Raw genomic sequence first — 15,021 nt, forward strand, 5'->3', positions numbered from 1 at the left:
TACATTGTGCAATGAAGGTTGGCGTGATAGGGTTTAAAGCTAATCTATGTTGTATAAAATGCAGCATAGACATGGGATCGAGGTGCAGTGGCGCAAAGCAGTGATGCGACGAGGATTGACTACTTGGTGTGAGGCGGTTGTGTAGAGCGATATGGTCACTTGGTGCAAGGCGGGCATTCGATGTGGCTTGGTTACATGTTGCGAGGCAATCATATAGAGCGAAATAGTCACTTGGTGCAAGGCGGGCATTCGATGTGGCTTGGTTACTTGTTGCGAGGCAGTCATACAGAGCGATATGGTCACTTGGTGCAAGGCGGGCATTCGATGTGGCTTGGTTACTTGATGCGAGGCAGTCATCTTCCGGCGCGGCTAAAAACCGACCCCACGGGGTCGGCTTCTAGATCCATTAATACATCGGCTTCGCTTGGTACAGCAATTGCGGCTGCGGGCATTGCGGGAAAGGGTAGATATCCCGAATTTGGCTGAAGGCATAATGCTTCGTAGCAAATTGCGTATGGTATAAGTATTCGATCAGGTAAATCGCCCCGCCTTGCACACTGCACAATATTCCTGAAGTACCGGTACCGTCCATTAGGGATACACCTACTGGACTGCCTATCCAAGCATATGCTTTTTGCTGTAATGACATAGGCCATCACCTCCTGCATTACTTTATGCGGGAATGTGCCCATGCGTTCAGCCAGTTCACTTCCTAAGCTTTTCCACACGCACACGACCGGAGAAAAAGGTTGCCCCTCCGCCCATGTCCGCCACACGATCTGGCGTAAGCGCGTTAACCAAGGCTTTGCTGCCATTCCCGGAAGCGGACGAATCCGCCCAGAGGCCTTGGCTCACGACGACACCTGGCAGCACATCCGAGCCCGCAGCTACGGTTAGCTCACATTCACCGCGAGCATTCCATACGCGAACCATTTCGCCGCTCGCAACCCCCAAAGAGGCGGCATCCGCTTCATTCATATGCAGCTTCGGCGTTTTTTCCATGCGGACATGCTTTTCATTATGAGCAAACGTCGAGTTCAGAAAGTTATGATTCGGCGCAGGGATAAACAGGAACGGCAAATCCCCATCATCAGGAAGCGGAATGTACGTCGGCAAAGCCGGATAACCCTTCTCCGCCATCTCACGGGAGAACAGTTCGATTTTACCGCTCGGCGTCCGTAACTCTCCTGGAAACAGCGGCTTCACTTCCGCTTTCATGAACTGGTTCTCCAGCAGGTTCTCATAGGTAATATTCGCTAACGCCGGATTTCCGGGATGATCCAGAGCCTGGCGTACCAAATCTGCATCGCTATCCTGCAAAGCCTCATCCTCATAGCCCATCTCCGCTGCAAGCAGACGAAACACATCGACATTCGCTTTGCTCTCGCCATATGGCCGAGTGACAGGGAGTTGAAGATGCACGTAATGATGCCAATAGGAGCGATAAAAGTCCGTATTCTCAAAAGATGAGGTTGCCGGGAGCACGATATCGGCGTATTTCGCCGTCTCGGTCAGAAACAGATCATGCACAACCGTAAACAAATCGTCTCGCTGAAGCCCCTCTCTCACTTTATTGGCATGCGGGGCAACTAACGCTGGATTGGAATTGTAGACATACAGCGAGCGAATTGGCAGATCCAGCTCCAGCAACGCGCTTCCAAGCAAATTCATATTAATTTGCCGCGCCTCTTTTACCCGCAGATCAGGCCGCTGTAGGGCGGGAATGTTGTGCTCCAAATAGGCGCCGTTTCCTTTTATAGCACCGCCTCCACGCTGCAGCCACTGCCCCGTTAATGCCGGCAAGCAGGCAATGGTCCTCACACACATTCCGCCGTTATCGTGATGCTGAATCCCGTTGCCAATACGAATAAAAGAAGGCGACGTCTGACCGTACAGCCGGGCTAAGCGATAGAGGTCTTCGACAGGGACCCCTGTTATTGCAGATACCACAGAAGGCTCATATTGCCGAACATGCTCCCTCAGCTCCTCATGGCCAACGGTATATTGCCGCAAAAAAGCTTCATCCACGCTATCTTCGGCGAACAATATATGCATAATTCCCAGTGCCAATGCGGCATCCGTTCCCGGCATAATCGGGATAAACCAATCCGCCCAACGGCCTGTTTGGTTTCGGTGAGCGTCAATGACGACGATTTGCGCACCGTTTTTGCGGGCTTTCTCAGCCAGCATCACCTGATGCATATTCGTGCTCACGGCATTGATTCCCCACATAATGATGAGTTTGGCGTGCACCGTATCCTCCGGATCGGTTCCAAAACTGCCGCCCATCGTATATTTATAGCCCTCTGTTCCTGCGGCTTCGCAAATCGAGTACAGCAAACGGCTTGCACCCATCCGGTTAAAAAACCGGCGATCCATCCCCTCGGTCCCAATCCGCCCCATATTGCCGTAAAAGCTGTATGGCAGAATGGACTCGGCGCCTTCCTCGGCAATCAGCTTTTTCCAGCGGGTCGTGATGGTTGCGATCGCTTCTTCCCAGGATATGCGTTCAAAGCGGCTCCCCTCCCCTTTTGGACCGACGCGCTTCATTGGGTACTGCAGCCTTTTATCATCATAAAGACGTGCCGTCATGTTGCGAACTTTATTGCAAATTGCCCCTTGTGTCACCGGGTGGTTGGGGTCTCCTTCTATTTTAACGATCTTGCCGGCTTCCTTATGAAGCAGCAATCCGCATTGATCTGGACAATCCAGTGAGCATACGGCTGGAAAAATGCCATTCTCCTGCTCAATCATCGACGAGTGCATCTGCTATTCACTCCTTTCCGTCACTTCAACTTCTTTACTATATAACGAATTAAGAGGAAGGGAAACAATGGCGCGTGAAAATGCCCCACTACACGGCTTAGTGGGGCACTACGCTTAGTCAAGGACTGAGCCTCCTAGAACAAAACGATATTGCAGATGCTTAAAAAACATATGGTCAATCCGCACGCCGCCTGTTTTTTTGGAAGCGGAATGAATGATTTTCCCATCCCCTAAATAAATGCCCATATGGCTGATCGGCTTCTGTGAAGGGTCGAGATTGGCATAATCGGAAGGGCGATTGCCCATGAAATTCGTAAAGAACAGCAAATCCCCGCGTTTTGCCTGCTTGAGGTCGGTGTATTTTCGTTTGGATAGGGCTTCCACATAAGCAGCCTGATTTTTCGCATCCCAGGGCAAATCCATCCCTAGCGCAGTCAAATATACCCAGCGTGTGAAATCCGAGCAGTCAAAAGATTGCGGGTCCAGCCGGTCCGACCCATACACATAGGGGGTTCCGAGGTAGCTTTTGGCCGTCTCGATTACGTTCTCGACGTAACCTCCTTTTTTCGGGACGATGCCCGGACTGGGAAAAGCCTGGATCAAAGGAAAGCCGTTTGGCAGAAGCGCCTGCTTCTTATTCTCTGCAGCCAGGCTTTTTACTCGATTCGAGGCAGAGGCAGGGGCATAGAGCTGCTCTACACCCAAATCCCCGATGTATAACTCCGCATCGCTGCTGGTCAGATTCCAGTCCGACATCCGGTTATCCGTCTCCCGTTCGGACGTCAGTTGCACCTGGTCCCCCGTGCCCAGCTGCTTAATCCTTGATGGGTGAGAGCACCCGGTAAGTGTAAGTGTGAGCGCGGAGGCTAACACGATGCTTATTGCAAATATGCGCATGTTCAAACTCCTTGGCATGTGATCCTGTTAGGATGCCAAATTTTCGGTAGAATAAACTGGGGTGCGGATGAAGGCTGCCGTACGTTGTATTTTGTGCAACATTAAAGACGGTTTGTAGGGAAACCGAGCCACTCCACTGTACAAAATGCAATGAAAATGCTTGGTTTGTGCTGAAACGGCAGCTTTCGCGGCTAAATGGTTGCATAAAGTACAATGGGGCTGACTCCAGGCTTGAGATTCGGTACAAATGGTTGTATAAAATACAGCCTGAACGGACCGGAGAGCCCGCTCGATGGAGCCTAACAGCCTCCATAATAAAAAAGCCCGCAGGAATCATCCTCCCTGCGGACCTTACTTCTATCGCTTTTTGCCCAAATTAAGCTCTTTCATAATTTGCCGCCCTGTCGGCGTCTGAGCCAGGCCGCCTTTGGCCGTCTCGCGATGCTTCTCGGGCATCGCGGTGCCCACCTCGTACATCACCTGCACGACTTCGTCGGAGGGGATGACGGAACGGACGCCCGCCAGCGCCATATCGGCCGCTGCCATGGCATTCACTGCACCGAAGCCGTTGCGGACGATGCACGGAATCTCGACCAGTCCGCCGACTGGGTCGCAGATGAGCCCTAGCGTGTTCTTCAGCGCTAGTCCCACCGCATGCATCGCCTGCTCAGGCGTACCGCCGCGAAGCTCAACAAGCGCTCCCGCGGCCATGCCGATCGCGGAGCCGACCTCAGCCTGGCAGCCGCCTTCCGCGCCAGAAACAAAAGAGTTGTTCGCGATGACATAACCAATCGCGCCCGCACTCAGCAATCCCCGTACCATGTGATCATCATCCCAGCCGAACCGCTGCTGGCTGCTGATGAAAACTCCGGGGATAATCCCGCAAGAGCCGGCCGTTGGCGTAGCAATAATGCGTCCCATGGAAGCATTCACTTCGGACACGGCTAACGCGTACGCCATTGCCTTGCAAGCTTCCTCACCGAGGGAAGCTTCTGTCGTCGTCATATAGCTGGCAACACGCTGAGCGTCCTTGCCTGTCAATCCGCTGCGGGAGGTTGTATCTTCCGTCAACCCCTTCGCCACGGCTTCTTTCATAATTTGATAGTAAGCCCTCATTTTTTCAAACACGTATTCCGGCGTCTTGCCCGATTCTTGGCTTTGATCGGCCAGCATGACTTCCGCAATCGTCATTCCTTCTACAGCACATACTTCAGTGAGTTGTTTTAATGTTCGGAATCTCAAGTTATTCGCCTCTTTCTGCGAGATCCACTCTTTTGATATCAAATATCATGCTTAAGGAGCTGAGCTCCTCAATCAGGGCATCCGGAACGGAGACGTCAGTTTCAATGACGGTCATCGCCTCTCGGTCCCTGCCTTTCCGATCCAAATCCATGAATCCGATATTAATCTGGTTACGTCCCAGCAAGGTGGTAATGTCTGCAATCATCCCCGGTCGGTCGTGATGAGAAATAATTAACGTAGGGTATACCGCGGTAAATTTCACATCGAATTGATTCACATTTACAATTTCAACGTTCCCCCCACCGATGGATGCCCCAATCATACTCACTTCTTTGCTCCCGGAGGAAATCGTAAATTTGACCGTATTCGGATGATCGGCCTTATCTTTACTTGTGAGGAAAGCAATCTCCACGCCCCGGGCTTCCGCCTCTTCGGCCGCCTCCGGAATCCGTGGATCATCCGTTTCAAAATCGAGCAAGCCGCCAATCAGCGCCAAGTCGGTACCATGCCCCCGGTATGTATCCGCAAAAGACCCGTATAAGGTTATTTCAGCTTTCGTTGGCTGCTCACCGAGCAGCTGCCTGACGACACGCCCTAGACGGACGGCTCCCGCTGTATGGGAGCTGGAAGGACCTATCATGGAAGGTCCGATGATGGAAAACACATCTTTAAAACGCATCATGCAGTTCTCCAATCCTAAGAAGTTAAAGCTTTATACTACTATTGTATGAAGTGCTTCTGCGAATGACAAGGTCTAATATCTTGTCCTTATTTTCCCAAAATGCTCCGGTCTCATTCTACGGTGACGGCGATTGTGAGTGTGAGTGCAACAAGAAAAGCCTCTATCCACGCAAAAGCGTTCAATAGAGACTTTGAATACTTATGTAGAGGCTTAAACAACCAATGCAGCTTTTGCCAGGTTGCTGGAGACTTGCTCCTGCTCATTAACTTTCCTGCCCTTGCCGAATGGGATGCAAAGCGGCGTACCAAACAGCGGATCCTCAATAATTTGGCAATCCATGTTAAACACGGTACGAATCGTATCCTCGGTAATAATATCTTCCGGCTTCCCTTGGATGGCAATCTTCTTGTTATGAATAGCCACGATGTGATGCGCATAGCGACAAGCCAGATTAATGTCATGCAGAACCATGACGATGCTGCGCTGCTGCTCGACATTCAATTCAAATAACAAGTCAAGCACTTCAACTTGGTGTGACATATCCAGATAAGTGGTCGGCTCGTCGAGTAAAATCGTATCCGTTCCCTGTGCCAACGTCATGGCAATCCATGCTCGTTGTCGCTGTCCACCTGATAAAGAATCCACCGTACGATCCGCATATTGCTGCATATTCGTAGCTTTCAGCGCTTTCGTCACCATCTCTTCATCTTCTGCGGACCACTGCTGCAACCAGGTCTGGTAGGGATATCTCCCTTGCTTGACGAGTTGGAGCACCGTTAATCCTTCCGGAGCAACCGGCCCTTGCGGCAGAATGGACAAACGCTTCGCAATTTCCTTCGTCGGAAGCTTGGCGATGGCTTGCCCGTCTAACAAAATGCTGCCATTGGTAGGCTTCAGCAACCTGGCCAACGAACGAAGTAACGTTGATTTACCGCAACCATTGCTGCCGATAAATACGGTGATCTTCCCCTTAGGTATCGCAATATCCAAATCTTCATAGATACTGTTATCTCCATAAGTTAACGTTAAATGTTGGGCCTCGATGGCGTGCATCGGTCATCAATCCTTCCTTGGCTATATGATCAAACGAAATTGTATATATTCATCTAGGTATGTGAGGTCAGTAGAATCCAAACTTTATTTATTTAGTGTATAGTTGATGAAAACCAATGTCAATGATTTTGAGAATCATTTTCAACAAAATTCAATATGCAAGCGCCAATTTCATCCATTCCGTGAATGGACGTCTCCTTCACTATTCGGTGAATCCCATTTTTCAGCACAAAAAAAGACTTTCCCAGGTCATCATCTGAGAAAGCCCTGCAATTCCTAAATCGACTGTCCACCCTAGTCACGCCAGCAAACGTTACACAAATTGAATATCCCCAGCGATTCCCCATTTGACGAAATGCGCATGCTGAACCCTCGTTTGTTCTGGGGCATTAGGGTGATCGGCGAAATTTTTGATCCCTGCATATTGATCAGGGCTGGTCAAGTAACGATCACCTTCATAATGACGATGGGGACCATACGTATTAAACGTACTCGGGTACAACGCCACTTCCAGTTCATGTGAACCTGCCGCAAGTTCTTCGGGCAAACTCACTGCCCATTGCGGCCCCCAGCACCAGCCTAACTCCTTGCAAGCTAGCCTAATCTGTGCAGCATCGCCTTGAACATCCGTAAGTTGTAAGCCGGTATATTTCCCTTGTTGATCCGCGTGCAGTGAGACAATCTTCTTCGCGATGACAGGCTCCCCCATGAATGGAAAACCTGCGGAAATCAAGTTAGCCGCATCAATAACAGCTGGCACCGGGACTAAGTCGAACGGTCCGTCTGCCATCCACTGCCGCTCATCCTTCTCACGCAGAGGGAACTTGCTCATAACGGCAAACCGGCCACGCAGAAAAGCAATCGGACACGCTTCTCCTCCAAGGATAGGCGTTACTTCGATGGACAGTAATCGGTTTAATCCAACCCGGTCACCGGGAATAAGAACTTCAACACCGCCATTTTTAAAATGCAGAGGAAACGGCTCTCCGTTTATCCGAACTTCCTCCACCAGATCGAGCAATACGAAAGTTAAACCTCCTATAGATGCGGGATTCTCTAGCGATATCTGCGCTCCAAGCTTCCCTTCATGTCCTGGTTGAAACTCAACGTAAAATTGGTTGGTATCCGGTGACTGTATGGACCACTTCGTTTGTTCAACATCCGCCCCGGCTGCTGTAGGGGGGCCTTCGCTTGACTCAGCTCGTATTTTCTCGGCAAGCACCAGCTGCCAATCCTGCGTTTCGCACACGTTGATGCCTGCTGCACGAAGCTTATCCAACATGCCCGCTTCCTTCCATCTGCACCCGTCGGCCACGAGTACACAGCTATAGTCACGTTTTCCGATACGTAAGAAACCACTCTCGATTAGACCGTCCTCCTCGATGACCCGCTCCTCGGTTAGTTCATAGTGCAAACCAGCTGCGTAGCAAGCTTCTACAAGCGCCAGCAGCTTCTCGTTGATCACCCCGGCAGCGGAAGCCGGGATATTGGAACCGTCATGCTCGTTCATCTGCATGCTGTCCTTAGGGTCGAAAGCTGCCATAATGCCCCGAGTCGGCGTTACAATCAGAACATCCGGCTCGGCTTTCAAATCCGGAAGCAGCGCAGCCTGTGCCTTAATGGATGCTAACAACGCCGGGAAAGCGTCCTTCCACGTCACATGGCTTGGCATCGAAGGCGGCCAGTCTTGTACAGCTTTCGTATTCAGCTTCAGCTGGTTCAAATGAAACACGAACTGCTCGATACCGTGACTAGCCAGCCACAGGCAATAGTTCGTGAAGGACTCGGGGCTTACGCCCCAGCCGCTTCCGCCCATAGCTTCCACGAGTGAACCGCTCCGTCCTTGCTGCATAGCAACGGAATGCGCGATGCGCGGGTAGAAATTGTTGCCTGGATTGCGCTCCAGCGCATCAATCGCAGGTGTTTCTACCCTTTTTAACACCTGGAACCCTGAGCCGCTGTAGGAGAGCTGAAAGAACGGGCTTTCTTCCGCTTTTAAGTGAGCCGTGAATTTTTTACCGTATGTTTCGCACCATGCTGCAACAGGCTGATAGAAACCTTCCACAATCGCATCCGTCAGAAGTTCCCAGTATCGTACACGAAAGTCTTCATGACCTTCGCCTTCGGTGAATAACAGCGGTAACCGCGGCAGCAATGCTTCGCCATACCGCTTTTCGTACTGTTGCGGCAATCGATCGTCCCACGGAATAGCGCCGGTTTTGACCGTAATGCCGTGACCATCCAGAAACGCAACTTCGTCCGAGAAAAATCCCGTTACATATTCGAACGCTTCAGGCGAAAGACCTTGGCGGTACCCCTCATAAGTTATGTCGAGGAACATTTGGGTCGTTACAGGATCCAGCGAGGAGACCGCCTGTTTGGAGCATAACTCGATTCGGTCCCCATGATCCGGTGTCGATACCCATTCCACCCACTTGCATGTGGCATCGGGGTGTCTCTTCATAACTTCGCCGCTAGCTGTGCCGGAGGGCCAACCATTTTCATCATAAATCCAGAACATCATCCCTGTCGCTTTGGCATAGAGAATCAAGCCAGATACAATCTCCAAATAGTCCTTGCTCATATAAACGGGAACGTTCGGATAAAACCGCGGGTGAAAGATTACGCCCTCCAAACCTGCGAGTCGCAGCTCGTCGAGCTGCTTTTTGAGCGTATTCAGATCCAAAGTGTCATTAATGGACCAAAAACTAAGAAATGACAATCGATTATTCATTTATGTTCACACCTTTGCCCTGCAGTCAGGGCTGTATTTTCCAGGAGGACCGAACCGGATAAGGCCGATCATTAGCGTCTTAATTCAGCTGCAGCCCTGCTGAGATCCACCGCATACGAAAGCGATCCTTCCGGTTTCAGCATTTCGATCAGATAACGATCGGCTCCCAGCTCGTTCACGACGAGTTTAGCCGGTGCGATGGAGCGCGTGGCACAATCTTTATCAGGGTCATAGATCAGCGCCTGTATGAACAGGACGTTGTTTTCCACATCCACTTTTTGAATCAAAGTGGTTCGGTTTCCATTAGGCGGATTATCCGGCGTTAATGCCGAGAAAATATCCGCTGACTTTGAACACCAGGTCAGCTGCTTCAGCGACCCTGTGCGCATTTGATAGGTGAAAGAGCGCTCGCCGGCAAGCAAACGCTGCTTGTCCTTCAGCCATTTCTGGTCCAACATGCCGAGACGCTCGTCCGTAGGCGCCCAAGATGCAGCTGCGTCTTTGACCAACTTACCGCTGAAGTGTGTGTTCAAATGCAACTCACGGCGCTCCTGCACAGTCACGCTAACGATATCCAGCAGGTGATCCTCGGCCAGCACGTTAATCCGCCTGATTTGTACCCCTTTGTAAGCTTCCGTGTCCCACGGACTAAGCTCTGGCGGCAAAATAATGCGATCTTTCATATAAAAATCATCCGCAAGCCAATCCACGGCCGTCTCCACCCAAGCGCCCCACGGCTGCTCGGAGAGTTGAATGAATTTTCCGTCACGAGGAGGCTGATCCGCCCCTTCAATGCTCACCGTATTGTGCGAATAGGTGTGTTTGAACCATCCATAGTGCGCCGGAATGCCATACGCCGTAGTTCCCGGGTCTATGAATAAGGGGACGCCGCCGCAGACAGCCGATAACCCGAGCCGGTCCATGTGATCATGCTCCCCCCCGAAACGGCTGTGCTTGATGATCGCTTGCCACCCGGCACAGTTAGCCAATTTCGTTAAGCCGCTCGCAGGTAGAGATCGCGTCCTGTGCGCAGTGTCCCACAAGGACAAGGATAAGTGTTTCCCCTCCGACGGCTCCAGATTCCGCCCAAACATCAAAGCATACACGGAGTCTCTGCTTACCGTCTTAACCTCTATAAACTGCTTATCCGCCCATGCTGTGCCGTACGCCGTATTCAGCAGCGAGCGGTAAATCTCATCGCCATAAATATCGAGCGCTATTTCGTAATAGCGTGTATATGTTCCTATGTTATGACCCAAGCGCGCGTCATTCAACGTCGGCATATCGCCGCTTGGAAGAGCAGCATGCAAAGGAAAGTCAAACATCGCCTTCAACGCTTTGTTTGCCCACATGTCCCACTTCGTTCCTTCTGCCATAAGGGCATAGTGCAGCAGCGATTGAAAAGCATAGAAATGATAGTGGACATTGCCTTCATACCATAATCCATCCTCAAAAATACCACGCGCAATTTGATCCAGGAGGCCGAACTCTCCCTCAAGCCCCTCGCGAATAATCTCGTCATCGCCAAGCAGCAGCCCGATGGATGCAATAGCCGAGGTGATCAGCACCGAATGATTATGAATCTGCTTCTCCTTGTGCTGGATAAGAAAACGGGCGCATGGATCGAGCAAGCCACTTCGAATGTGCGCCTCTTCTTCCGGAGCCAAATGCTCCTTAATGGCATCAAAACCCATGGCAAGATCAATGATCCAATGCGCCTCATCCAGCGTTTGGGCAAACAATTTGCCAGGGCCATTGTACGGGATGTCGCCATGTGTCCGATACGTGTCATAGTAGTTGGCATAGGCCATGAGATACGACTTCACCCTGTCGATGCGCTTCGCATCCGGTTCGATCAAGGTTAATAACGCAATGTGGTAGACAGCGTGTCCTATTTGCGTATGAGCTATCGATGTCCATGCGGAATCAAAAGGTTCCCCGGTTCGCTCCTTGCCGCAGGTCGGACAGCGATGGCTGAACGGGAGATCCCACTGAAAGCTTAACTCGGTCCCGTCCTCATGACAGTAGTAATAATGGGTCCACTGTCCATGTTCGTTAGCTCGAATCGTGTACGTAATGCGTGATGCTTCTTCCGCTTCTTTCCGAAGGAGCGCAAGCGCTTCACGAAACTCCGGCTGTTCCGCATTCCTGCGGAGCCGCTCCAGCCGTTTCATATCCATGTTTGTTCCTCCCCAGCCTAACAGCAAATGTGCTCAGTGCTCGTATGGCATATCATAAGCAGGTGGCTGCCTATCTTCTTCCATATCCTTCTCCCACTATCCTTTTAGCGACCCTGCCGTCATTTGCATAAAGGATTTATTCGCCACCATATAAACAACCAGCAAAGGGAGAATTGAAAGACATGCTCCTGCCAGCATATAGTGGGTTTGCACCGCAGCGGATGCCCCATATCGGAGATATGACAATCCCACGGTCAACGTTTGTAGTTTGGGATTCGTCATTGTGAATACAAGCGGCCGTAAATACTCATTCCAAGCTCCGCAAAAAGTAAATAAAGCCCCTACACCCAACCCAGGACGCATCAATGGCAAAATAATTCGCCAGAAAATGCCGCCGCTGGAGCAGCCATCAATCCGGGCGGCTTCATCTAACTCCCGGGAAATACCCTGTAGAAAGCTAAGCAGGATAAAGAAAATATACGCATGCCCGCTTACGAGAATGAGTACGACTCCCCATAAGCTCGTATTCAGATGCAGTTTGACCATGAGCTCAAATTGCGGCCGAATGACGACTGCGCCGATCGAAATGAACATCGTTGAGGCTTGTATGCCGACGAAAAGCGCTTTGCCTGGAAACTTCATCCGATTCACGACGTAGGCCGCCATCGACGCGACAATCAGCGTCCCAATCGTCGTCATTCCGCTCAAGAATAAAGAATTCCACGTAAACCGGGCGAAATTAGCCTGCACCCAAGCTTCCTTATAGTTCTCGATGTGCCAGGAGGACGGGATGATGGTTCCCCCTTTTGTAATCTCCATATTAGACATGAATGAACCTAAAAAAGTCACGATGACTGGAAAAGCAATCAGAATAGCAGTGACCAGCAAAAAGATCCACAGCAGCACGGAGCCGCTTAGTTTTCCCATTGAAGAAGATCGGGATTGTTTCTTGATTTGAAGCTGAGATACCGTTTCCGTAACTCCCATAATGACTGCATCCTCCCTTATTGAAGTTTGTTCAGACGCCTAGACATCGCATGATAAGCGAGTGTAATGAGACCTACAATGACAGCCGTCACGAAACCGACCGCGCTGCCGTAGCCGAACTGTTGATCCGTAACAGACCCGGAAGGGGTTGGGAAAAAGAGTTTGTATACGTACAAATACATAACTTCTGTCCTGCCAACTGGACCGCCCTCCGTCAGTACCATGATGCTTTCATACCCTTTCAGCGAGTTGATAATCGCCAGCATGATCACGATTTGCAGCACAGGCCCTAACATTGGAATGGTCAAGTACCAGAATTGCTGCCACTTATTCGCGCCGTCCAGCGACGAGCTTTCATAGACATCGCTTGGAATATTTTGAAGACCGGCCAGAAACAGCAGCATATAGTTGCCCACAGCTCCCCACACGGCGATAATGATCGTCGTCAACAAGGCGTGTTTAGGCCCCAGCCAGTCGATTCTTTCAGAGATAATGTGAAACTTCAGCAAATATTGATTCAAGATCCCGTTATAGGAGTTGAAAATAATGAAGAACACGACCGCCATGACGGCAGAGCTAATAATTGTCGGCATAAAATAAATGGCTCTGAGCCAGTTGCGTCCTCGAAGCTTTGAATTAAGAATAACCGCTAGAACCAAACATAAAGGCAGCGTAATAATCAGCTTACCGCCTGCATAAAGGAATGTATTGATGACAGAATGCCAATACTCCGCATCTTGAAATAGCCTTCTGAAATTGTCCAAGCCAACAAACGTAGCACCGCCGAAACCTTTGTAATCATAAAACATATAACGGATTGCCCAAGCAATCGGATAGACGCCCAGCACCATGGTCAGCAGAAAGCTCGGAAATAAAAACAAATATGAAAACCCGATCTGGCGAGTCCGGTTCATCCCTTTTCCTCCTGTTACATCTGTCATTAGAGAGCGAGAGTGGAGCTTGTCACTCCACCCTCGCGGTATTTTGGCTATAGGTTACTTAGCCATCAATTTCATTGGATCAAAGCTTGGATTAGGCTGTACTTTCACAGTTCCTTTGGCCACGGCTTTATCCAAAGCATCATTATAACGTTTGTTCAAATCCTGAATCGTTTGATCGAGGTTACCACCGTTCACCATGTATTTGAAGAAAGCATCGTTATATTTCATGCCTTCAACAGTCACGGTAGGCTGCAGCGGCCAAGTACCGTCGTTGCCGATCGGAAGGAAGCCCTCGATTCCTTTAATTTCCGGCTTTTTCGCTACGGAAGAAATAGATGGCACCATCGATAATCCGAAACCTTTTTCATGGTACGTTTTCAAAACATTGTCGTCGTACATGAACTGCATGAACTTCCATGCTTGATCCGCGTTTTTGGTCGTGTTGCTGATGGATAACCATTGACCGCCCAAGAAGGAAGTAGCGCCTTTGATCGTTCCGTCAATCGTTGGCACCGGTGCCGCTGCCCACTCCATTTTGGCCGGGAATTGATTCGCATACACGCCAGGCTCCGAGGAGAAGGAGATGTACATCCCGATTTTGCCTTCCGCAAATTGCGCACGCAGCGGATCAATATCCAGCGACTCCATACCTGGCAGTGTACTGCCGTCATCGACCATTTGCTTGAACGATTGAATGATATCTTTATAACCTGTGAAATCGAACTTTGCGGTTTTAAAATCAAACCCCAGCCCGCCGAAGCCGCTTGCTTCCGCAATCACACGGGCCGAACGGCCAAGCGCGCTTTCCGGGCTCTTGAAGTTAAGAGCGAAACCGTAGGAGCCTGACGCTTTGCCCACCGCTGTAATTTTCTTCGCATCCTCGACCATTTCTTTCAATGTTTTCGGAGGAGCGGTAATTCCGGCTTTCGTGAATAGCTCTTTGTTATACACGAGGCGCAGCGTCGACCCGTAGTTCGGGAGGCTGTACATTTTACCGTCAATGCGGTTGAAATCGTCGATGACCGGGAATTTCTTCTTGATGTCATCGTTCAGATACGAATCGATTGGCTTCAAGTAGCCTTTCTGTGCAAACGGTTGGATCGTATTTTCTTTAACGCGAATAATGTCTGGCGCTTGGCCGGAGGCGAAGGCTAAGTCGATGGCTTGGTTGAAATCCTCCGTTTTGACGACCATTTCGACTTCGATGTTATCTTTGTTCGTATCGTTGAATTGTTGAACAACGCTTTTGATATAGTCCATGTCATGGCGGTCGCCGGTCCAGTAGACGAGTTTTGTTTTATCTTTCTTCACAGGCGCTGCGCTGGCTACGCCTTCCGCCGGTTTCGTGGATGCCGCAGGACTGGAAGCTGCGTTGCTGCCGTTGTTGCCGCTGCTGCACGCTGCCAAACTGCCTGCAAGAAGTACGCTTAATGTGACCGTCCCTAATTTTTTTACCATGTGTAAGCCTCCCTTTGTTTATTACACTTTTTATACTAAAAGAATTCGCTCCATCTGATAATGCGGTGAGCTCATGAACGA

Annotated in this window: 12 protein-coding genes; 1 reads left to right on the plus strand and 11 read right to left on the minus strand. The window is 50.3% G+C overall.

The genetic code is table 11. The annotated features are described in order from the left end of the window. Positions 1-254: 254 nt before the first annotated feature. Entirely contained in the window at positions 255-401 is a 147-nt protein-coding gene (locus tag PCH02S_RS35705) for a hypothetical protein (RefSeq protein WP_164819517.1), read from the plus strand. A gap of 5 nt (positions 402-406) precedes the next feature. On the opposite strand, the gene PCH02S_RS10785 is transcribed toward PCH02S_RS35705, so the two are convergent. The 11 genes from PCH02S_RS10785 to PCH02S_RS10835 all read right to left on the minus strand — a co-directional run bounded on the left by PCH02S_RS10785 (position 407) and on the right by PCH02S_RS10835 (position 14,940). Further along, positions 407-649: a hypothetical protein gene (locus PCH02S_RS10785; protein ID WP_127452807.1), complete on the minus strand. Its 243-nt coding sequence runs from the start codon at positions 647-649 to the stop codon at positions 407-409. 56 nt (positions 650-705) lie between these two features. Continuing rightward, the gene (locus PCH02S_RS10790; protein WP_127452809.1) at positions 706-2,766 is read right to left on the minus strand and encodes a molybdopterin-containing oxidoreductase family protein; all 2,061 of its coding nucleotides are present in this window, start codon (positions 2,764-2,766) and stop codon (positions 706-708) included. 114 nt (positions 2,767-2,880) lie between these two features. Continuing rightward, entirely contained in the window at positions 2,881-3,663 is a 783-nt protein-coding gene (locus tag PCH02S_RS10795; protein ID WP_127452811.1) for a C40 family peptidase, read from the minus strand. A gap of 357 nt (positions 3,664-4,020) precedes the next feature. After that, entirely contained in the window at positions 4,021-4,905 is an 885-nt protein-coding gene (sdaAA, locus tag PCH02S_RS10800) for an L-serine ammonia-lyase, iron-sulfur-dependent, subunit alpha (RefSeq protein ID WP_127452813.1), read from the minus strand. Between the two features lies 1 nt (position 4,906). Then, a complete protein-coding gene (sdaAB, locus tag PCH02S_RS10805) occupies positions 4,907-5,584 on the minus strand; it encodes an L-serine ammonia-lyase, iron-sulfur-dependent subunit beta (RefSeq protein WP_127453194.1) in 678 nt (225 codons plus the stop codon). 213 nt (positions 5,585-5,797) lie between these two features. Beyond that, a complete protein-coding gene (locus tag PCH02S_RS10810) occupies positions 5,798-6,640 on the minus strand; it encodes an ABC transporter ATP-binding protein (protein WP_127452815.1) in 843 nt (280 codons plus the stop codon). Positions 6,641-6,953: 313 nt separating this feature from the next. After that, entirely contained in the window at positions 6,954-9,374 is a 2,421-nt protein-coding gene (locus PCH02S_RS10815; RefSeq protein WP_127452817.1) for a hypothetical protein, read from the minus strand. A 71-nt stretch (positions 9,375-9,445) separates the two neighbouring features. Beyond that, positions 9,446-11,554: a heparinase II/III domain-containing protein gene (locus PCH02S_RS10820; RefSeq protein WP_127452819.1), complete on the minus strand. Its 2,109-nt coding sequence runs from the start codon at positions 11,552-11,554 to the stop codon at positions 9,446-9,448. 96 nt (positions 11,555-11,650) lie between these two features. Next, complete coding sequence (locus PCH02S_RS10825; RefSeq protein WP_174806770.1) at positions 11,651-12,481, minus strand: carbohydrate ABC transporter permease; 831 nt, start codon at positions 12,479-12,481, stop codon at positions 11,651-11,653. A gap of 77 nt (positions 12,482-12,558) precedes the next feature. Beyond that, entirely contained in the window at positions 12,559-13,455 is an 897-nt protein-coding gene (locus PCH02S_RS10830) for a carbohydrate ABC transporter permease (RefSeq protein ID WP_127452823.1), read from the minus strand. Between the two features lie 81 nt (positions 13,456-13,536). Next, positions 13,537-14,940, minus strand: a complete 1,404-nt coding sequence (locus tag PCH02S_RS10835; RefSeq protein WP_127452825.1) for an ABC transporter substrate-binding protein — start codon at positions 14,938-14,940, stop codon at positions 13,537-13,539. Positions 14,941-15,021: the final 81 nt, after the last annotated feature.

It is taken from the genome of Paenibacillus chondroitinus NBRC 15376 (assembly GCF_004000765.1).
GTDB classification, from domain to species: Bacteria; Bacillota; Bacilli; order Paenibacillales; family NBRC-103111; genus Paenibacillus_E; species Paenibacillus_E chondroitinus.